Origin of the sequence: Pseudomonas sp. PS02288 (genome assembly GCF_029959715.1) — a bacterium.
Classification (GTDB): Bacteria; Pseudomonadota; Gammaproteobacteria; order Pseudomonadales; family Pseudomonadaceae; genus Pseudomonas_O; species Pseudomonas_O kuykendallii.
In genome coordinates, this window is record NZ_JASCPA010000011.1 from 1 (window position 1) to 17884 (window position 17884).

The window sequence follows — 17884 nt, forward strand, 5'->3', positions numbered from 1 at the left end:
CGCGGCGGGCGCCGAGACTGCCATCCAGCCGCGGCAGCAGCGGCGCGCCGGCCACGCGGGCGCGGGCCGCCGCCTGGCGCAGGCGCGCGGCGGCGGCGGCCAGATCGAAGTTGTCGGCCAAACCTTGCGCGACCAGGGCGTCCAGCTCGGCGCTGGCGAAGGCGCGCCACCACTGCGCATCCGGCGCCGCGGCAGCGGAAACCGCATGGTTCCACTCGGCGGGTGCGGCGGGCAGGGCCTGGGGCGCCTCGGGCGCGCTGGAGCAGCCGGCGAGGGCCAGCAGGGCGAGCAGGGGCAGCGGGTATCGGGACATGGAAAACTCGTTCATTCGCTGGCCAGGGCGGCGACCGGGTCGAGGGCGGCGGCAGTCTTCGCCGGCAGGTAGCCGAACAGCAGGCCGGTGCCCACCGCGCAGGCGAAGGCCAGCAGCATCGCCGACAGGGAGAAGATCAACGGCACGCCGGCCGCCAGCAGGGCGGCGCCGCCGATGAGGCCGACCAGTACGCCGATGCTGCCGCCGACCAGGGTGACCAGCACCGCCTCGCCGAGGAACTGCCGGAGGATGTCGCGCTGGCGCGCGCCGGTGGCCATGCGCACGCCGATCTCGCGGGTACGTTCGCGCACCGTCATCAGCATCACGTTCATCACTCCGATGCCGCCGACCAGCAGCGACACGGCGGCGATCAGGCCGAGCATGCGGGTCATGCTGTCCTGGGTCTCGGCCTCGGCCTGGACCTTGGCGGCGGCGTTATCCACCTGGAAATCCTCGCGGCCATGGCGCGCCAGCAACAGCTCGCGGGCGGCGCTCTCGGCGGCCTGCACCTGGTCGGTGGAGGCGGCGGTGAGCGCGGCGTACTCGGGCTCGGCGATGTCCTGGTAGACCCGCGCGCGCCCGGCGGCGTAGGGGATGAAGACCATCTCGTCGTAGTAGTCGGCGCCGGACTCGCGGCCCTTCTCGGCCATCACGCCGATGACCTCGAACGGCGACTTGCCGATCAGCAGCTGCTTGCCCAGCGGGTTGGGCTCGTCGCGAAAGAGGAACGCGCGTGCCTTGTGCCCGAGCACCACCACCGGCGCCAGGTCCTGGTCCTCGGCGGCGGTGAAGAAGCGCCCCTCGGCCACCGGCCAGTGCTGGATCGCCGGCAGTTGCTCGTTGCTGGCGAACACGTAGATGTCGCGCGAGGCGTTGCCGTACTGGACCATGCGCGGGTTGCCGATCACCGGGGTGAACAGGTCGATCTCCGGCAGGCGGCCGAGGGCCTCCAGGTCGCTCTCGCTGAGCACGCCCCAGGGGCCGCCTTCCGGCGGTTGCGCGGCGTACAGGTAGAGCGTGGTGGCGCCCATCGAGGCCATCTGCGCCAGAACCTTCTGCTTGGTGCCCAACCCGATGGCCAGCATGACGATCACCGAGGCCACGCCGATGACGATGCCGAGCAGGGTCAGCGCGGTGCGGAAGCGGTTCAGCAGCATCACCCGCCAGGCCGAACGCAGCACCTCGCCGAGGGCGCTCCAGCCGGCACCCTGCGCGCTCATGCCGTCGAAGCGCGGCGCCGGCAAGGCGGCCGGATTGGGCTGCGCGCCGCCAAACGGCGCAGCGCTGTCGCCGATGATCGCGCCGTCGCGAATCTCGATGACCCGCCGGGCCTGGGCCGCCACTTCGCGGTCGTGGGTGATCAGGATCACCGTGTGCCCGGCCTCCGCCAGCTCGCGCAGCAGGATCATGACCTCGCGGCCGCTGTGCGAGTCGAGGGCGCCAGTGGGTTCGTCGGCAAGGATGATGCGTCCGCCATTCATCAACGCGCGGGCGATCGACACCCGCTGCTGCTGACCGCCGGAGAGCTGGCCGGGGCGATAGTCCAGGCGCTCGCCAAGGCCCAGGCGAGTGAGCAGAGCGCTGGCGCGCTGGCGGCGCGCCTCGGCGGTCATGCCGGCGTAGAGCGCGGGCACCTCGACATTCTCGCAGGCCGACTCGGTGGCGATCAGGTGGTAGCCCTGGAACACGAAGCCGAAGGCCTCGCGGCGCAGCCAGGCCAGCTGGTCGGCGTCCAGTTCGGCGACGTCGTGGCCGGCGAAGTGGTAGCTGCCGGCGCTGGGCCGGTCGAGGCAGCCGAGCAGGTTCATCAGGGTCGACTTGCCCGAGCCGGAGCTGCCGACGATGGCGACGAATTCGCCGGCGGCGATGCGCAGGTCGATGCCGTGCAGCACCTCGACTTCCGGTGCGCCGTTCTGCCCGCCGTAGCGGCGGCGGATGCCGCGCAGTTCGATCAGCGGCGTGTCGCTCACCACTGGAACCTCGACGGCGCGGGCGCGCGCTCGCCGATGACCAGCAACTCGCCCTCGCCCAGTCCCTCGACCACCTCCACCCGCTGGCGGCTGCGCGCGCCTACGCGCACTTCACGCGCGGTGGCGCGACCGGAGGCCTCCAGCACGCGGGCACTGAACAGCCCGGCCTGGCCCTCCACCGGCTGCAGCGCGGCCAGCGGCGCGGTCAGCACGTCATGCGCGGCGGCGGTGACGAAGGTCACCTGGGCGGTCATCTGCGGCATCAACTCGCCGTCGTCGTTGGCTACGTCGAACAGCACGGTGTACTGCACCGCCTTGACCGTCTGCGGCACCGTGGCGGACTCGCCGGAAGCGCTCGGCGTCACCGGCGGCGCCGGCAGCACCTGGCGCACCTTGCCGTGCCAGCGGCGACCGTCGCCACCGAGTGTGGTGAAGTAAAGCGGCATGTCGACCCGCACGCGGCGGATGTCGGCCTCGGAAACCTTGGTCCAGGCGGTCATCGCGCCGAGGTCGGCCAGGCGCAGCACGGTCGGCGTCTGGTAAGTGGCGTTGAGGGTCTGGCCCTGCTTGACGTCGACACCGATCACCGTGCCGGCGATGGGCGCGTAGAGGCGCGTGTAGCTCAGTTGCGCCTCGTTGCCGCGCAGGCGCGCGCTGGCTTCGGCGATCTGCGCGCGTAGCTGGCGCAGGCGCGCCTCGGCGGAGCGCAGGGTGGCGACGGCGATCTGCACGTCTTCCTCGCGGGTCGCCTCGTCGGCGGCCAGGCGCTGCTGGCGCAGGTGCTGCTGGCGCGCCAGATCGAGCTGCGCCTGCTGTTCGGCCAGCTGCGCGCGCAGGCCGTCGAGGGCCGCGCGGTCGGCCTCCACCGAGGCCTGGTGCAGGCTGGCATCGATCTCGGCGAGCAGCTGGCCCTTCTCCACCCGGTCGCCGGGCTGCACGTGCAGGCGGGTGACCTGGCCGGACACCTGGGCGCCAACGTCCACCGACTCGCGCGGCTGCAACGTGGCGATGGCGGTGACGCTGGCTTCGACGTCGCCGCGGCCGATGGTCACCGTGTCATAGGCCACCGCGTCATCCCAGGACAGCCAGATCAGCGCCGGCAGGGCGAGGATCATGGCGACTGCCAGGCCACGACGCAGGAGCGGGGAGAAACGCGAGTTCATCGACTACATCTTCCTTGAACGGTGCCGGCTCAGCCGGCGCTCAACAACAGGACCGGCAGACCGACACCGGCCGCCACGGCGGCCAGCAGCGCGGCGACACGCGGGCGATAGGGCAACAGCAGAACCAGGATGAAGGCACCGACGCTGAGCATGCCGCACCAGACTACGGGGCCGACGGCGCCGCCCCAGATCTGTACGCACGGCCACACGGCCAGCGCCAGCAGGAGCCAGCCGGCCAGGCGCAACAGGCGCTGACGGGTCGGCGCCTTGGCCTTCCACACCTGGGAATGATGGCGGTCCATGCCCAGGCACAGGCCAGCCAAGCCGGCATAGCAGAGCGCGGCGGCGAGAATCACGGCGAGGGTCAGACTCATGATTGTGCCTCCGCCACGGCGGCGCGCTGGCGACCACGCGCCGGCGCCCTGCGCGGCCGGCTCAGGCGCCAGGCACCCCACAGCGACAGCACACCGATGCCCAGCGCCACCAGTTCGACGCCGGCACGCTCGCCGTCGCCGCGCTGCAGGTAGCTGAACAACTGATCACCAACGGTCAGCCAGTTGAGCAGCGGCAGCAGCAGGCAGAGGACGGCCAGCGCCAGCAGCTGCTCGACCCAGGCCCGCGCAGCAGGACGCAGGCCGGCGTGGACAAAACTCAGCAGCCAGACGGCGAAGAACACCGCGATCTCCCATTCCGGGCGGTCGGCGATGCCCAGCGGCAGCAGGCGATTGCCCCAGAAGAACGCCACGCAGGCGACGGGCAGACCGGTCAAGGTGCCGACGTTGAGCACCTCGATCACCCGGTACACGCGCGGCGTGGCACTGCCGAACTCGTCCAACGAACGCTGGCGGCGCTTGACCATGAACAGCAGCGCGCCGGTGGCCAGCATGGCCGCGCCTGCCAGGCCGCTGATGAAGTACAGCCAGCGCACCAGGTGGCCGCCGAAGGCGGCGAAGTGCAGGTTGGCCATCACCGACTGCACGTCCTGCGCGGCGCCGCCACGCAGCTCGCCCGGCATCTGCACGTCGGTCTGCTCACCCGTCACGCCGTTGAAGAACACCCGGCCACCGCCGTCGCCGAGCAGGCGGTACTCGCCCGGCTTCTCGATGAAGCGGCCGAACACCCGCACCGAGGCGCTGCTGTCATTGGGGTGCTCGATGCTGACGAAACTGGCCGGGCGCTGCAGTTGCTGCTCGGCATGCAGCAGCATGCCGTCGAACGCGGCCAACGGCGCGGCGATGCCGGTGATTTCCTGGGCCGCCGGCTGGTCCAGCAGGTCGGCGAAGTAGGCCTCCTCGCTGTCGTAGTGCGCGGCGATGCCGGCCGGCATGTACAGGGCGTAGAAGGTCGCCAGGCCGGTGTAGGCGATCATCAGCTGGAACGGCAGGCTCAGCACCGAGAGGGCGTTGTGCGCGTCCAGCCAGCTGCGCTGGCCCTTGCCCGGACGGAAGGTGAAGAAGTCCTTGAAAAGGCGCTTGTGGATGACGATGCCGCTGACCAGCGCCACCAGCATGGCCATGGTGAAGGCACCGACGAACCAGATGCCGGCCGTGCCGCCGTGGAACTCGAAGTGCATGTGCACGAAGTGGTGACCGCCTTCGCTGTCACGCTCGCGGGAGCCGTCCACCGGGTTGCCGGTGCTGGCGTCGATGCGGGAGTTGTGGAAGTTCTCCTGCGGGTCCTGCCAGAACAGGCGGATCGAGGGGTCCTCGTCCGACGGCAGGCCAATGCCCAAGAAATGCGCGTTGGGCTGGTTCTCCTCGAACCAGGTACGGGCCATGCGCACGGCCTGGGGCCGGTCGAAGCCATCGTCCATGCGGGTGTCGCCGGTGGCCTCGGTGGCCTGCGGCAGGTGCGGCTTCATCCAGCGGGTGATGGGCTCGTCGAACACGCCCAGGCTGCCGGTGAGGAAGATCACGAACAGCACCCAGCAGGCCCACAGCCCGCCCCAGGTATGCAGCCAGGCCATGGCCTGGCGGAAACCGCCCTCGGCCGCGCCGCTCTGTACCTTGCTCATGCGTCACCTCCCAACAGCAGGCCGGCGCCGGTCAGTGCCAGCGAGGCGATCAGCAGCACCCGCCAGATGCGCCTCAGGTTGGGCGTGGCGAACGCCCAGACGATCACCGCGGTGTACACCGCGAAGCTGGTCAGCGAGGCGGCTAGGATCGCCTGGCTCTTGGGCAGCGGCAGCACGGCGCCGAGGAAGATCACGCTGGCGCAGGTCAGTGCATAGCCGCCAAGCAAGGCAGCCAGAGTGCGCGAGAGCAGCGCGCGGTAGCGGGGAGAAATCGATTTCATCGGCGAGCGACCATGGAAGCCGGAACAGGAAGGCCGCCGGCAGTACCGGCGGCGAAGCGTGCGGGGCGCAGAGACAATGCAGTGGCCCACACTTGAGGACGGATGAACCCGGTAAAACCGGAAGTTCCGGCCCTCGCCAAGCTGTGACCGGATGTTTCGTCGGCGCTACGAGCCGTTCAGAACTCCATGCGCAGGCCGAGGCTGGCGTTGCGCGGCTCTCCGAAATAGCTGGAGCTGGAACTGGTGTAGTACTCCTCGTCCAACAGGTTGTTGAGGTTGAGGGTGGCGCTGAGCTGCTCGGTGATGGGGTAGCGTGCCATCACGTCGACCACCGCATAGTCATCCTGGGTGAAGCGCTGGTTGCGCGCCGGACCGACGCCATCGCTGTAGATCTCGCTCTGCCAGTTGACCCCGCCACCGATGGTCAGGCCATTGCCGATGCTGCGCAGGACGTAGGTGGTGAACAGCTTGACGGTGTTCTGCGCAATGTTGGTGTTGAGCTTGTTGCCATCGGCATCCTGCACGATGTTGCGGCTGAAGCTGGCGCTGAGCTGCCAGTCGATGGCCACTTCACCCGTGACTTCCACCTCGAAGCCACGGGTCTTGGTGCCGGATTCGGCGCGGTAGGCAGCCTCCGTTGTACCCGGAATAAGTACTTCTGGCGTGATAGCAACCGCCAGGTTGTCCTGTTCGATTTGATACAGGGCCAAGCCAAGGTTCAGGCCGCCATCGAAGAACGCCGCCTTGCTGCCCACCTCATAGCCTTCGCCTTCCAGCGGGTCGATGTAGGCACCAGTCACAGTCCGGTTGCTCTGCGGCTTGAAGATGCTGGTGTAGCTGCCGTACACCGACCAGATGTCGTTGAGATCGTAGACCAGGCCGGCGAAGGGGGTGACCACGCCGGTTTCACTACGGTCGCTGCTGTCGCCCCCGCCACCGTAGTACTCGTTCTTGATCTTGTTGTTCCAGTCTATGACCCGCGCGCCGAGGATGAACGACAGGTCGTCACTGGCGCGCAGCCGGGTGCTGGCGTATGCAGCTTTCTGCTCCTCGCTGAAGTCCATGCGGCCATAGGCCTGCAGATCGGGCTTGACCGGAGTTTTGCCATCCCAGGTGTAGATGTTGTCGATCACCGGGAAACCGTCGGTGGTGGGATCGGTCCACCAGGAGTAGGTCGGGGTGTTGTAGTCGGTGCGCTGCTGGCTGTAGCCGAAGATGACATCGTGCTCCAGGCCGAACAGGTCGAAGTTGCCCGCCAGATTCAGGTCGAAGCTGTTCTGTACCGGTTTGGCCTTCCAGCGGTTGGCATAGAACACGATCGAAGCAGGATCGGCTCCGGCCTCCCCGTTGTTCCCCCCGGCATAGCCGCTGAGTTCGTCGTATTCGCTACGGCGATTGTTCAGACTCAGCTTGGCCTTCCAGCGCTCGGTCAGGTTGTGCTCGAGGATGGCGAAGGCGGAGACGGCACTGCGCTTGGAATAGGCCCACTTGGCAGCGGCGGAGTCCGACTCGTCATGATCGGACCGGGTACCGTCGTTGTTGAACAGCGGCAGGCCACTACGGGCGTGGCCGTCGTAGTCGTCGGACTGCGAGTCCATGCCGAAGGTCAGCAGGGTGTCTGCGGTCAGGTCGGCCTCGACCACCCCGTAGAACACCTCCTTGCGCTCGCTGAGGCGGTCGACATAGGAGTTGTTCTCCTGATACGCGCCCACCAGGCGGCCGCGCACGTTGCCGCTCTCGGTCAACGAACCGCTGACGTCGGCCTCGGTGCGGCGGTAATCCCAGGAGCCGCCGGTGACCGTGACGCTGCTCTTGAAGCCGGCCGTGGGGCGCTTGCGGATCATGTTCAGGGTCGCGCCAGGGGTGCCCACGCCGTTGGTCAGGCCGGTGGCGCCACGGATCACCTCGACGCGGTCGTACAGCACCATGTCGTTGCTCTGGGCAGGGCTCCCGTAGTTGCTGTCGAGCAGCTGCAGGCCATCGATCTGGTAGTTCTCGACCCTGAAGCCACGCGAGTAGATACCGCTGCTGTCGCCACCGTTGCCGCCACTCTGGCTGAGGGTCAGGCCGGGGGTCTGGCGCACCACGTCGGTGAGCTGGGTGAGGTTCTGGTCCTTCATGCGCTGGCTGGTGATCACCGAGACCGACTGCGGCGTCTCGCGGATCGACAGCGGCAGGCCGGTGGCGGTGCTGGTCGAGCCGGTGGTGTAGGAACCGGTGTCCTCGGTGGTCTCGCCCAGGCCGGCACCGGTGATCGTGATGGCATCGAGTTGCAGCGTCGAGCCGGCTTCCGGCGCCGGCAGCAGCGAATAATTGCCGCTGGCCTGCCGCGTTACCTGCAGGCCGCTGCCGGACAGCAGGCGCTGCAGCGCTTCATCGGCGGACAACTGCCCCTGCACGCCCGGCGACTGCAGGCCGCGCACGGTCTCCGGAGAATAGGACACGCTGACGCCGGTGGTGGCGGCGAAACTGTTCAGCGCCGACTCCAGCGAACCCTCGGCAATCGCGAAGTCGTGCTGCGCTACCACGCTCTGCGCCCAGGCGGGCTGCACCTGCACCAGGCTGGCGACCGGCAGCGCCAGCACCGCGCCGAGCAACGCGCGATTGATGGCCACACCCAGCGGGCTGGGGCAGGGGGAGCTACGAAGCAACGACGTACTGCGCGGAGCGGTCTGGCGCGACATGGAAGGTTCCTGGGAGCGTTGACAGGGAGCGCACTGCGGGCGCTTTCCTAACCAAGTCGAGTGAGAAACGAAATCAACAACACCCCAGGCAAAAATATTTCCGCGTCGGCTCAGGCCGGCTCGATCCGCACCCAGTAACGGGTCAGCCGACGCACGCGCAGCGGCAGGGTGCTGCGCAGGTTGTCCAGCACCGCGTCGCTGTCGGCCAGCTGGAAGGCGCCGGAGATGCGCAGCCCGGCCAGCGCCGGGTCGCAGGACAGCAGGCCCGGGCGATAGCGCGCCAACTCGTCGATGAAGCGCGGCAGCGCCCAATCGCTGACCACCAGCATGCCGCGCAGCCAGGCATCGGCATGCGCCTCCAGCGGCTCGATGGCGCCGCAGGCCGTGGCGCCGTACCACAGCTGCTGGCCAGCCTCGACGCGCACTGGCCGGTCCGGCGCGTCCAGCGGGCGTACCTCCACCGCGTGCTGCAGCACGCGCACCTGGGTGCGCTCGCCGTCCTGGCGCACCAGGAATCGGGTGCCCAGGGCGCGGATGCTGCCCTGTTCGGTGTGCACCACGAAGGGCCGGTCCTCAGTGTCCTTGCCGGTCTGCACATGGATCTCGCCACGGCGCAGGTGCAGTTCGCGCAGGCGCTTGCCGTAGCGGATGTCGAGGGCAGTGTCGCTGTTCAGGCGCACCTGGCCGCCATCCTCCAGACGCAGGCTGCGGCGCTCGCCAACGGCGGTGTACTCATCGGCGCGCACGCTGCGCAGGGGCGCGGACTGCCAGCCAAGGCCGGCCGTCCCCCCACCGATCAGCAGCAGGCCGAGCAGCTTGAGGCTGCTACGTCGACGACCGTCGACCCCACGCAGCGCGGCCGGGGCGATACCGTTCGGCAGGCCGCCCAGCTTGCCCTGCAGGCGTTCCATGCGACTCCAGGCCTGACGGTGCGCGGGGTCGGCCTCCAGCCAGCGCAGATGCGCCTCGCCCGTGGCGGCGCAGTGCGGTGCGGCCTGCAGGTCCAGGTGCCAATTGGCGGCGGCCTGCAATACGGCCAGCGAGGGTTGCGCGATGCTGCCCATGCCTAGTCGCCCATCAGCAGCAGACACTGCGTCAGGCCGCGCACCACGTATTTGCGCACCGTGTTGGTCGATACGCCCAGGCGCCGGCCGATCTCCACCTGGCTGAGACCGTCGAGCTGGGCGAGCAGGAATATCTCGCGGCAGCGCGGGCCGAGGCCGTCGAGCAGGCGGTCGATCTCCAATAGGGTCTCAATGATCAGCGCGCGCGCTTCCGGCGAGATGTCCAACGGCTCGGGCAGCGCGGCGAGGGCATCGAGGTAGGACTGCTCGAGGGCGCGGCGGCGGAAACCGTCGATCATCAGGCTACGGGCGATGCTGCTCAGATAGGCGCGCGGCTCGCGCAGGTCGAACGCCTGTCGGCTGGAAAGCACGCGGACGAAGGTGTCCTGGGCCAGGTCGGCAGCGTTCTCCGTACAGGGCAGACGCCTGCGCAGCCAATGGCTCAGCCAGGCGTGATGCTCGCGATAGAGCACCTGCACGGCTTGCTGGGTGGCGATGTCGACGGCCTGATCGGGGGAGCGCAAGGACAGAACCTAAATGATAATTCCTATCATTTATTCTCTTATGAAAACGTCCTCTCTCGCAAGCCGCGCGGCGCCGTCAGTCGTTCTTCTGGTAGATGATCTTCTTGCTGCCACCTTCGCAGCTGCCGACCACCATGTTGGCGTCCTCGACGTCGGCGGCCGGCACGATCTCCAGCGTGTAGCTGGTGACATTGGCGGCCTGGATCTTCACCTCGATCTCCTGCTTCAGCGCCTCGCAGGATTTGGGCGCGGCGAGCGCCGTGTGACACAGCATTGTGGCCGTGGCGGCCACTGTCCAGCGCTTCATGTAGGTCTCCTCGGGGCCCGATCAGGCCGTTCTAGCTGGGTTAGAACAAGGACGCCAGCGCCTGTTCCCGCTCCGCTGCCGGCAACCGGCCGATTTGCGCGGCGCGCCGATAGAACTCGCGCCAGTCGCCATTCGCCCGCCGGAACAGCGCGGCGAAGGCCTCTACCCACTGGTCGTAAAGACCGAACGGCAGTAGGCGGGCATTGTTCAGCGGCTGCGCCATCCAGGCGTCGTAGCGCGTATCACCGCCCCACTGCCCGTCACGCAGGGTGCGATATTCCGCACGTAGTCGCTCGAACTCGGCGGCCTTTCCGGCCCCTTTCTGCGCAGCGTCGAGCGGCTCGGCGTAGAGGGCCTGCAGGCGTTCCCGGCTGGCCAGGATCAGCTCGGTGAACTGTCGACGCTGCCGCTCCTGACGCGCATCCGGCACCGGCAGGCCGCGGGCGGCGCGCCACTCGCGAAGGCCCTGCTGCTCGACGAAGCTGGCGAAGGACTCGTTGAACGCGGTGTCGTCGGCCACGTAAAGCTGCTGGTGCGCCAGTTCGTGGAAGATCGTCGCGGCGAGACGGTCGTCGTCCCAGCGCAGCATGCTGCTGAGCAGCGGGTCGTCGAACCAGCCGAGGGTCGAGTAGGCCTCGACGCCGCCGACGTAGGTATCCAGCCCCTCCTCGTTGAGCAGCGCCGCGGCGCCACGCGCCCTGCCCTGCTGGTAATAGCCGCGATAGGCCACGCAGCCGGCGATGGGGAAGCAATGTTCCACCGGCGCCAGCGAGTAGCGCGGAGTGGCGAAGACGTTCCACACCACGAACGGCCGCCCGATGTCGGCGTAGACGCGGTAGCTGCGGTTGTCCGGCAGGTGCAGCGAGACGCTGGCGAAGCGCCGCGCCTGCTGCGCCAGCGCCAGCCTCTGGCGCAGGTGCGGGTCGCGCGCGGGGTCGGCGAGCACCGCGTCGATGGGTTCGCGCTGGCGCAGCACCTGCAGTTGGCCCTGCAGCAACTGCCCGTAATAGCTGGAGCAACCGCTCAGCGCGAGGCACAGCAGCAGGGGAACCCAACGCAGGGCGCGGTTGTCGAGTAACGGGATATTTGGCGGCGACATGCCGGCGACCCTATCCCATCGCGGCAGTGCGCTCCAGCGCCGCCGCGCTTCGATCCCCCGACTGGAGACGCCGATGCGTGCCACCCTTCTCTGCCTCAGCCTGCTGACTCTTCAAGGATGCTCGCTGTGGATGCCCCGGCCCGACCCGAACCAGGCCTGGGTCGACCTCGATGCCAAGGGCGCACCGCCGCTGGCGCTGGAAGTGGACGACAAGCCGCTGGAGGACGATCGCTACTTCCAGGTCGAGCCGGGTAGCCACGCGCTGACGGTGCGTTATCGCTTCGAGGTCAGCGCCGCGAATACCGGCCACGACCAACCGCTGCAGCGCGACTGCCGGCTGACGCTCAAGTACGACGACTTCGATGCCGGCGGTCGCTATCGCCTGGAGGCGGGCGAATGGGGCTTCCGCCCGTGGGTCAAACTCTACGACCAGCAGAACCAACTGCTCGGCCGTGGCCAGGAACAACGCTGCGGTGGCGTATAGCGGTTATTCTGCGGTCCCCAGACGAGGACTCCACGATGCGTAACCTGGCCGTTTTCCTGATGCTGCCGCTGCTGCACGCCTGCGCGGCGCCGCTTCCGAAACCCGATCCGAACCTCGCCTGGGTCGACGTGCGGGCAGTGCCGATCGGCGACATCTCGGCTGACCGGCTGGACGGCAAGCGCCTCGACGATGCGCGCTACTTCCAGGTCGGTCCCGGCGCCCACGAGCTGGACGTGCGCTATCAGTACGAGGTCAACCGCGGCGGCGGCGTCGATTCCAGCGGCCCGTCCCAGGTCACCTGCTACCTGCGCGTGCGCTACGACGGCTTCGTTCCCGGCCAGCGCTACCGCCTGGAAGCACGGCCGCTGGTGCTCAAGGCCCAGGGCTGGCTGTATGGCGAGGGACGCGAGCCGCTGGCGAGCGCCAAGCTGCTGCGCTGCGGCCCCTACTGAAACCCGGCGGAACCTGAACCGCCGCCCGGGCATCGAAAAACCGTGGGCCTACTCCGGGCTCGATGAGCGGGCTACTCGTTTCCCATGAATTTCACCCAATGGATGGCCGTGCTCGGCCTCCTGTTGCTGGCGCTGGCCCTGGCCTCGGCATTCCTGCGCTGGCTGCCGGTCACCACCTCGATCCTCTACCTGGCCTTCGGCGTTGTCATCGGCCAGTTCGGCATCGGCCTCTGGCATGCCGATTTCGACCAGATCTCGGTCTGGCTGGAGCACCTCGCCGAAGTCGCCGTGCTGGTCTCGCTGTTCGCCAGCGGGATCAAGCTGCGCCTGCCGTTCCGCGACCCGGCCTGGCTCAGCGCCTATCTGCTGGTCGGCCCGGTGATGCTGCTGTGCATCGGCGGCGTGGCGCTGGTCGGGCATTACGGCTTCGGCCTGAGCTGGGGCGTCGCGGTGCTGATCGGCGCGATCCTCGCCCCCACCGATCCGGTGCTCGCCAGCCTGGTGCAGGTCAACCACGCCAGCGACTGCGACCGCGTGCGCTACGGCCTCACCGGCGAGGCCGGCTTCAACGATGGCGTGGCCTTCCCCTTCGTGGTCTTCGGCCTGCTGCTGATCGAATACGGCGGCGGCTCCTGGGCGTGGGTCGACGACTGGTTCTGGCAGCGCCTGCTGTGGGCGGTGCCGGCCGGGCTGGCGAGCGGTTTCGTGCTCGGCAAACTGGTCGGCCGGCTGGCGATCTACCTGCGCGCGCGGCACGCCGAAACCGGCATCTCGCCCAACGATTTCCTCGCCCTGGCGCTGATCGCGCTGTCCTACGTGATCGCCGAATCCATCGGCGCCTGGGGCTTCCTGGCCACCTTCGCCGCCGGTGTCGGCCTGCGTCACGCGGAGATATCCTCCAGCGGCCATGACGCCGAGCCGGCCGAGCACATCACGCGCAAGGTGCTGCCGCGCCTGGCGGGGGAAATCCCGCAGCGGCTCGACGTCGACGGCATGCGCATCGACGAGCCGAAGATCGCCGCTGGCGTGCTGATGAGCGACATCCTCAGCTTCGGCAACCTGCTCGAACGCAGCCTGGAAGTGCTGCTGGTGACCATCCTCGGCGTGGTGCTGACGGCGCACTGGGACTGGCGCGCGGTGCCGCTGGGCCTGGCGCTGTTCGCGGTGATCCGGCCGCTATCGGTGTGGCTGGTGTTCCCGCGCAGCCTGGTCACCCGGCCGCAGCGGCGCCTGCTCGGCTGGTTCGGCATTCGCGGCATCGGCAGCCTGTACTACCTGTGCTACGCGCTAAACCATCACCTGCAGGAGTCGGCGCGGGTGGACGTCACCGACCTGACGCTGTCGGTGGTCGCGCTGAGCATCTTCATCCACGGCCTGACCACCCAGCCTCTGCTGAGCCGCTACGAGAAACGCTACGCCGGGCAGATTTCCTGCGCGCAGCCCGACAAGGGCTGACGTGCGAGCGCGAGCGCCAGCGCCGCGTCCGTCGGGATTGCGGCGTGCGGGCTTGTCTTCGGCATGCCGAGCCCGCATCTAACCCTCATACAACGAGGTGAACGACATGTCCCGACTCGCCAATACCCGTATTTCCACCCTCGACCTGGTGCCGATCCGCGACGATGGCAACGCCGCTCAGGCGCTGCGCAATTCGCTGTCGCTGGCGCGCCACGTCGAGAAGCTCGGCTTCACCCGCTTCTGGGTCGCCGAGCACCACAACATGGACGGCATCGCCAGCTCCGCCACCGCCGTGCTGCTCGGCTACCTGGCCGGCGGCACGTCGAGCATCCGCGTCGGTGCCGGCGGGATCATGCTGCCGAACCACGCGCCGCTGGTGATAGCCGAACAGTTCGGCACCCTGGAGGCGCTGTACCCGGGACGCATCGACCTCGGCCTGGGCCGCGCGCCCGGCGCCGACCAGTTCACCGCCCACGCGCTGCGTCGCGACCGCATGGGCAGCGCCGACGATTTCCCGCGCGACGTGGAGGAACTGGAACGGCTGCTCGGCCCGCGCCAGCCGAACCAGCGCGTGGTGGCGATGCCCGGCGCCGACAGCAACCTGCCGATCTGGCTGCTCGGATCGAGCCTGTTCAGCGCGCAACTGGCAGCCGCAAAGGGCCTGCCCTACGCCTTCGCCTCGCACTTCGCGCCGCGTTACGTGCACGAGGCGATCCGCCTGTACCGGGAGAATTTCCGGCCCTCGGCGGTACTCGACAAACCCTACGTGATGCTCGGCGTTCCGCTGATCGCCGCGGACGACGACGAGCAGGCCGAATTCCTCGCCACCACGGCGTTCCAGCGCATCCTCGCGCTGCTGCGCGGCGAAAGCCTGGTGCTGCGCCCGCCAGTGGAAAGCATGCACGGTCGCTGGCTGCCGCACGAGCAGGACGCGGTGGGGAATTTCTTCGGCATGGCGGTGATTGGCGGGCCGGAAAAGGTGCGCGCGCGGCTGGAAATCCTCCTCGAGCAGACCCAAGCCGACGAGCTGATCTTCACCTGCGACCTCTACGAACACGCCTCGCGGTTGCGCTCCTACGAAATCCTCGGCCAGTTGCATGCGGGGACGATCTGAGCCACGCCCTCCGCGCATAAAAAAACGGCCCGATTCGGGCCGTTTTTTTTGTGCTCCAGCGCAGGCATCAGCCTTTGCGATAGACGATTTCCTTGCTGCCGGCTTCACAGCTGCCGACCACCTTTCCATCCGCCGCCGCGCCCTTGTCGACCACTTCGAGGGTGAAGCCCGACGCGCCCTTGGCCTCGATCTTCGCGGCGATTTCCGCCTTCAGTTCCTCACAGGGCTTGGCGGCGGCGAATGCCGAGGAAGCCAGCACGCTCAAGCCCACTGCCATCAGTACTCTTTTCATCTTCGTTCCCTCGTTTGTTTACGACCCTGGTTTCCCTGTCTTCAGCGCCTTAGCTGTGCTCGACACGGAACCCGACTTTGATGGTGACCTGGTAATGCGCGACCGCACCGTTCTCGATGTGGCCACGGGTTTCCACGACTTCGAACCACTCCATCAGCTTGACGCTCTTCGACGCCTCGGCGAGTGCGTTGCTAATGGCATCTTCGATGGTAGTCGTGGATGAGCCAACCAGCTCGACCAGCTTGTAGGTGTGATGATCCGACATGCCTTTCTCCCCTTGGGATGAGTGATTGAAGCGTCGCGGGTTGGGCCGCCTACTTAATCAGGCTGGAGATGCACGGAAAAAGTTCGATGGCATGAACGAGGCGGCGTTTCCGGCGCGGCGCGCTAGTCGGCGAGTCGCTCGTAGGCGAAGCCGAAGGACTTGAACTCGCGGTTGAACCAGGTGCCCTTGGACGGCGCGGCGAGCAGCGCCCGATGGACTTCCGGCGGCACCCCGGCGTAGCGATAGCAGGCGCCACTGGCGAACTCGACCTCCAGCTCGGCGCTGTCCTCGCAGTAACCGACGCGGCGCAGGCTGCTCGAGTCCACCGCTTCGCGCCGCATGGCTCAGCCTCGGTCTGACTGCTCGTGCTTGAAGCCGGCCGCCTGGATCGTCCACAGCGACTGGAAGAGTCCGCCCTGGCGGCGCAGCTCGTCGGGCGGGCCGTCCTCGACGATGGCGCCTTTCTGCAGCACGACGATGCGGTCGAAGCTGGCCAGCGTGGACAGCCGATGGGCCACGGCCACCACGGTGCGACCCTGCATCAGGTCGGCCAGGGCGGCCTGGATTTCCGCTTCGGAATGGGTGTCCAGGGCCGAGGTCGCCTCGTCGAGGATCAGGATCGGCGAATCCTTGAGGAACGCGCGGGCGATGCCCAGGCGCTGGCGCTGTCCACCGGAGAGCATCACCCCTCGCTCGCCCACCAGGGTGTCGTAGCCCTGCGGCAGCTCGCGGATGAAGGCGTCGCAGAAGGCATTCTTCGCGGCCATCACGACGTCCTCGTCGGTGGCGTCCGGACGGCCGTAGCGGATGTTCTCGCGGATCGTCCGGTTGAACAGCGCGGCTTCCTGCGGCACCACCGCCAGACGCTCGCGGAGGCTGTCCTGGCTGACTTCGCTGATGTCCTGGCCATCGATCATCACCCGCCCGGCCTGGGGGTCGTCGAGGCGCTGGATCAGGCTGATCAGGGTCGACTTGCCGGCGCCCGAGGAGCCGACGATGCCGACCTTCTGCCCGGCCGGGATGGTCAGCTCGAAATGCTCGAACACGCGACGGCCGTCGGGGTAGCGGAAGGTCACGTCGCGGAACTCGATCTGCCCCTGCGACAGCGCCAGGTTGGCTTCCGGGTCGTCCAGCGCATGCGGCTGCACGATGATCTTCAGGGTGTCGGCGATGGCGCCGAGCTGCTGCGTGGTGTCGACCAACGCCAGCGCCAGCTCGCGCGAGCCGTGCAGGATGCGGAAGGTCAGCGTGCTGACCATCACCACGTCGCCGGCGCTGATGCTGCCGGTACGCCACAGGCTGATGGCCCAGATCAGCATGCCGCCGGCCATCACCGACAGGCAGATGTCGTGGATCACCCGGGCTTTTTCCAGGTACATCCAGCTGCGCCGGTGGGCCAGCGCCTCGACGCCGATCTCCTCGGCCAGGCGGCGACTTTCGCGTTCGCGGGCGGAGAACGCCTTGATCGTCCAAACGTTGCTGACCACGTCCACCAGCTCGCCGCCGACCCGCGCGGCCTGGGCGGCGAAGCGCTGGTGCTTGGAGCGGCCGAGGATACCGAACCCGGTGATCAGCGCCGCCACCAGCAGCACGAAGCCGATCAGCGTCACCGCCATGCGCACGTCGACGGTCAGCAGCACCAGCACCGCGCCGGCGAAATCCACGCAGGGCGGCATGATGCGCCAGGCTAGACCGCCGAAGATGGAGCCCGCCGCGGTGCCGGTGGCGGTGATGCGGTTGCCCAGCGCGCCGGCGAAGTGTTCGCTGAAGTAGCGCATCGGGTGGCCGGTGAGGTAGCGGAACAGGTCGACGCGCACGTCGACGCAACTCGACACCACGGTGCGGCAGCCGAGCCAGCCGCCGGCGCGCCAGAACGCGTTCTCCAGCACGATCAGGCCGATGAACACCGCGAGGGGCGGCCATACCGCGGCGTTGACGCGGTCGTCGGTGGCCATCGCGTCCACCAGCAGCTTCATCCCGTACTGCACCGCCACGCCGCAGCCAGAAGCGCCGACGATGAGCAGGAACATGCCGCCGAAGTGCCAGGGCCGCTGACGCACGTAATGCATCAGGAAGGCCACCGGACGACTCGGCAGTACCGGCGTCGCCAGACGCGGGCTGGGGACGGTCATGGGCGCTGCACTCCAAAAAAGGCTACTGGCGTTCGACGGGCCAGGCCTGCTCCGGTTCAACGCGAATTCGCCGCCCAGAGCGCGATGCCGGTTGACCGGATCCTGATTTGCCGCTGCGGGAAGAGTTTCGGGTACGCAGGTCGCTCCAGCAGCTCATCCTTCCTCCACCGGGTGGCATCGTGTAAGCGCGCGCCGGATTTGGCACTGTCCTGCACTGGATTTGGCATAACAGAAAGGAGGCGAGTTAGCGGGATGTTTGGCACAGCACCCG

19 protein-coding genes are annotated in these 17884 nt (G+C 68.2%); 4 read left to right on the forward strand and 15 right to left on the reverse strand.

Features of this window, described 5'->3' with window-relative positions; all coding sequences use genetic code 11:
* From QMX85_RS06710 to QMX85_RS06760, 11 genes are all read right to left on the reverse strand, one after another.
* Positions 1–313, reverse strand: a 313-nt coding sequence (locus QMX85_RS06710; RefSeq protein ID WP_282339358.1) for a TolC family protein, incomplete at its 3' end; no start/stop codon positions are given.
* 11 nt (positions 314–324) lie between these two features.
* The gene (locus tag QMX85_RS06715) at positions 325–2283 is read right to left on the reverse strand and encodes an ABC transporter permease (RefSeq protein ID WP_282339359.1); all 1959 of its coding nucleotides are present in this window, start codon (positions 2281–2283) and stop codon (positions 325–327) included.
* A complete protein-coding gene (locus tag QMX85_RS06720; protein ID WP_282339360.1) occupies positions 2280–3446 on the reverse strand; it encodes an efflux RND transporter periplasmic adaptor subunit in 1167 nt (388 codons plus the stop codon). Before QMX85_RS06720 ends, QMX85_RS06715 begins: the two co-directional genes overlap by 4 nt.
* 29 nt (positions 3447–3475) lie before the next feature.
* Entirely contained in the window at positions 3476–3802 is a 327-nt protein-coding gene (locus QMX85_RS06725) for a DUF3325 domain-containing protein (protein WP_282339457.1), read from the reverse strand.
* A 14-nt stretch (positions 3803–3816) separates the two neighbouring features.
* Positions 3817–5460 (reverse strand): PepSY-associated TM helix domain-containing protein, encoded by a 1644-nt coding sequence (locus QMX85_RS06730; RefSeq protein WP_282339361.1) that lies wholly within the window; start codon positions 5458–5460, stop codon positions 3817–3819.
* A complete protein-coding gene (locus QMX85_RS06735; protein WP_282339362.1) occupies positions 5457–5741 on the reverse strand; it encodes a hypothetical protein in 285 nt (94 codons plus the stop codon). Before QMX85_RS06735 ends, QMX85_RS06730 begins: the two co-directional genes overlap by 4 nt.
* Before the next feature lie 176 nt (positions 5742–5917).
* Positions 5918–8425, reverse strand: a complete 2508-nt coding sequence (locus tag QMX85_RS06740) for a TonB-dependent siderophore receptor (protein WP_282339363.1) — start codon at positions 8423–8425, stop codon at positions 5918–5920.
* A gap of 110 nt (positions 8426–8535) precedes the next feature.
* Positions 8536–9489, reverse strand: coding sequence for a FecR domain-containing protein (locus QMX85_RS06745; protein ID WP_282339364.1), 954 nt, complete (start codon positions 9487–9489; stop codon positions 8536–8538).
* A gap of 2 nt (positions 9490–9491) precedes the next feature.
* Positions 9492–10013 (reverse strand): sigma-70 family RNA polymerase sigma factor, encoded by a 522-nt coding sequence (locus QMX85_RS06750; protein WP_282339365.1) that lies wholly within the window; start codon positions 10011–10013, stop codon positions 9492–9494.
* Between the two features lie 76 nt (positions 10014–10089).
* Positions 10090–10320: a DUF1161 domain-containing protein gene (locus QMX85_RS06755; RefSeq protein WP_282339366.1), complete on the reverse strand. Its 231-nt coding sequence runs from the start codon at positions 10318–10320 to the stop codon at positions 10090–10092.
* 40 nt (positions 10321–10360) lie between these two features.
* Positions 10361–11419 (reverse strand): aminopeptidase, encoded by a 1059-nt coding sequence (locus tag QMX85_RS06760; RefSeq protein ID WP_282339367.1) that lies wholly within the window; start codon positions 11417–11419, stop codon positions 10361–10363.
* 73 nt (positions 11420–11492) lie between these two features.
* Between QMX85_RS06760 and QMX85_RS06765 the strand changes: the two genes are divergently transcribed.
* The 4 genes from QMX85_RS06765 (at position 11493) to QMX85_RS06780 (ending at position 14924) form a co-directional block, all read left to right on the forward strand.
* Complete coding sequence (locus tag QMX85_RS06765; protein ID WP_282339368.1) at positions 11493–11903, forward strand: hypothetical protein; 411 nt, start codon at positions 11493–11495, stop codon at positions 11901–11903.
* 35 nt (positions 11904–11938) lie between these two features.
* Positions 11939–12355 carry a hypothetical protein gene (locus QMX85_RS06770; protein ID WP_282339369.1) on the forward strand — a complete coding sequence of 139 codons (417 nt, stop codon included), beginning with the start codon at positions 11939–11941 and terminating at the stop codon, positions 12353–12355.
* 84 nt (positions 12356–12439) lie between these two features.
* Positions 12440–13810, forward strand: coding sequence for a sodium:proton antiporter (locus tag QMX85_RS06775; protein ID WP_282339370.1), 1371 nt, complete (start codon positions 12440–12442; stop codon positions 13808–13810).
* A 106-nt stretch (positions 13811–13916) separates the two neighbouring features.
* The gene (locus tag QMX85_RS06780) at positions 13917–14924 is read left to right on the forward strand and encodes an LLM class flavin-dependent oxidoreductase (protein WP_282339371.1); all 1008 of its coding nucleotides are present in this window, start codon (positions 13917–13919) and stop codon (positions 14922–14924) included.
* Between the two features lie 67 nt (positions 14925–14991).
* Here the strand turns inward: QMX85_RS06780 and QMX85_RS06785 are convergent, their stop codons facing one another.
* From QMX85_RS06785 to QMX85_RS06800, 4 genes are all read right to left on the reverse strand, one after another.
* Complete coding sequence (locus QMX85_RS06785; RefSeq protein ID WP_273230935.1) at positions 14992–15216, reverse strand: DUF1161 domain-containing protein; 225 nt, start codon at positions 15214–15216, stop codon at positions 14992–14994.
* A 49-nt stretch (positions 15217–15265) separates the two neighbouring features.
* Positions 15266–15481, reverse strand: a complete 216-nt coding sequence (locus QMX85_RS06790) for a dodecin (protein WP_090224565.1) — start codon at positions 15479–15481, stop codon at positions 15266–15268.
* 122 nt (positions 15482–15603) lie between these two features.
* A complete protein-coding gene (locus QMX85_RS06795; RefSeq protein WP_282339372.1) occupies positions 15604–15822 on the reverse strand; it encodes a KTSC domain-containing protein in 219 nt (72 codons plus the stop codon).
* Positions 15823–15825: 3 nt separating this feature from the next.
* Positions 15826–17613, reverse strand: coding sequence for an ABC transporter ATP-binding protein (locus tag QMX85_RS06800; protein WP_282339373.1), 1788 nt, complete (start codon positions 17611–17613; stop codon positions 15826–15828).
* Positions 17614–17884 lie beyond the last annotated feature (271 nt).

Excerpts from the sequence above, each read along its gene's own strand:
- QMX85_RS06720 (WP_282339360.1), bottom strand. The coding sequence starts at position 3,446 with ATGAACTCGCGTTTCTCCCCGCTCCTGCGTCGTGGCCTGGCAGTCGCC.
- QMX85_RS06730 (WP_282339361.1), bottom strand. The coding sequence starts at position 5,460 with ATGAGCAAGGTACAGAGCGGCGCGGCCGAGGGCGGTTTCCGCCAGGCC.
- QMX85_RS06735 (WP_282339362.1), bottom strand. The coding sequence starts at position 5,741 with ATGAAATCGATTTCTCCCCGCTACCGCGCGCTGCTCTCGCGCACTCTG.
- QMX85_RS06740 (WP_282339363.1), bottom strand. The coding sequence starts at position 8,425 with ATGTCGCGCCAGACCGCTCCGCGCAGTACGTCGTTGCTTCGTAGCTCC.
- QMX85_RS06745 (WP_282339364.1), bottom strand. The coding sequence starts at position 9,489 with ATGGGCAGCATCGCGCAACCCTCGCTGGCCGTATTGCAGGCCGCCGCC.
- QMX85_RS06755 (WP_282339366.1), bottom strand. The coding sequence starts at position 10,320 with ATGAAGCGCTGGACAGTGGCCGCCACGGCCACAATGCTGTGTCACACG.
- QMX85_RS06760 (WP_282339367.1), bottom strand. The coding sequence starts at position 11,419 with ATGTCGCCGCCAAATATCCCGTTACTCGACAACCGCGCCCTGCGTTGG.
- QMX85_RS06765 (WP_282339368.1), top strand. The coding sequence starts at position 11,493 with ATGCGTGCCACCCTTCTCTGCCTCAGCCTGCTGACTCTTCAAGGATGC.
- QMX85_RS06770 (WP_282339369.1), top strand. The coding sequence starts at position 11,939 with ATGCGTAACCTGGCCGTTTTCCTGATGCTGCCGCTGCTGCACGCCTGC.
- QMX85_RS06775 (WP_282339370.1), top strand. The coding sequence starts at position 12,440 with ATGAATTTCACCCAATGGATGGCCGTGCTCGGCCTCCTGTTGCTGGCG.
- QMX85_RS06780 (WP_282339371.1), top strand. The coding sequence starts at position 13,917 with ATGTCCCGACTCGCCAATACCCGTATTTCCACCCTCGACCTGGTGCCG.
- QMX85_RS06785 (WP_273230935.1), bottom strand. The coding sequence starts at position 15,216 with ATGAAAAGAGTACTGATGGCAGTGGGCTTGAGCGTGCTGGCTTCCTCG.
- QMX85_RS06790 (WP_090224565.1), bottom strand. The coding sequence starts at position 15,481 with ATGTCGGATCATCACACCTACAAGCTGGTCGAGCTGGTTGGCTCATCC.
- QMX85_RS06795 (WP_282339372.1), bottom strand. The coding sequence starts at position 15,822 with ATGCGGCGCGAAGCGGTGGACTCGAGCAGCCTGCGCCGCGTCGGTTAC.
- QMX85_RS06800 (WP_282339373.1), bottom strand. The coding sequence starts at position 17,613 with ATGACCGTCCCCAGCCCGCGTCTGGCGACGCCGGTACTGCCGAGTCGT.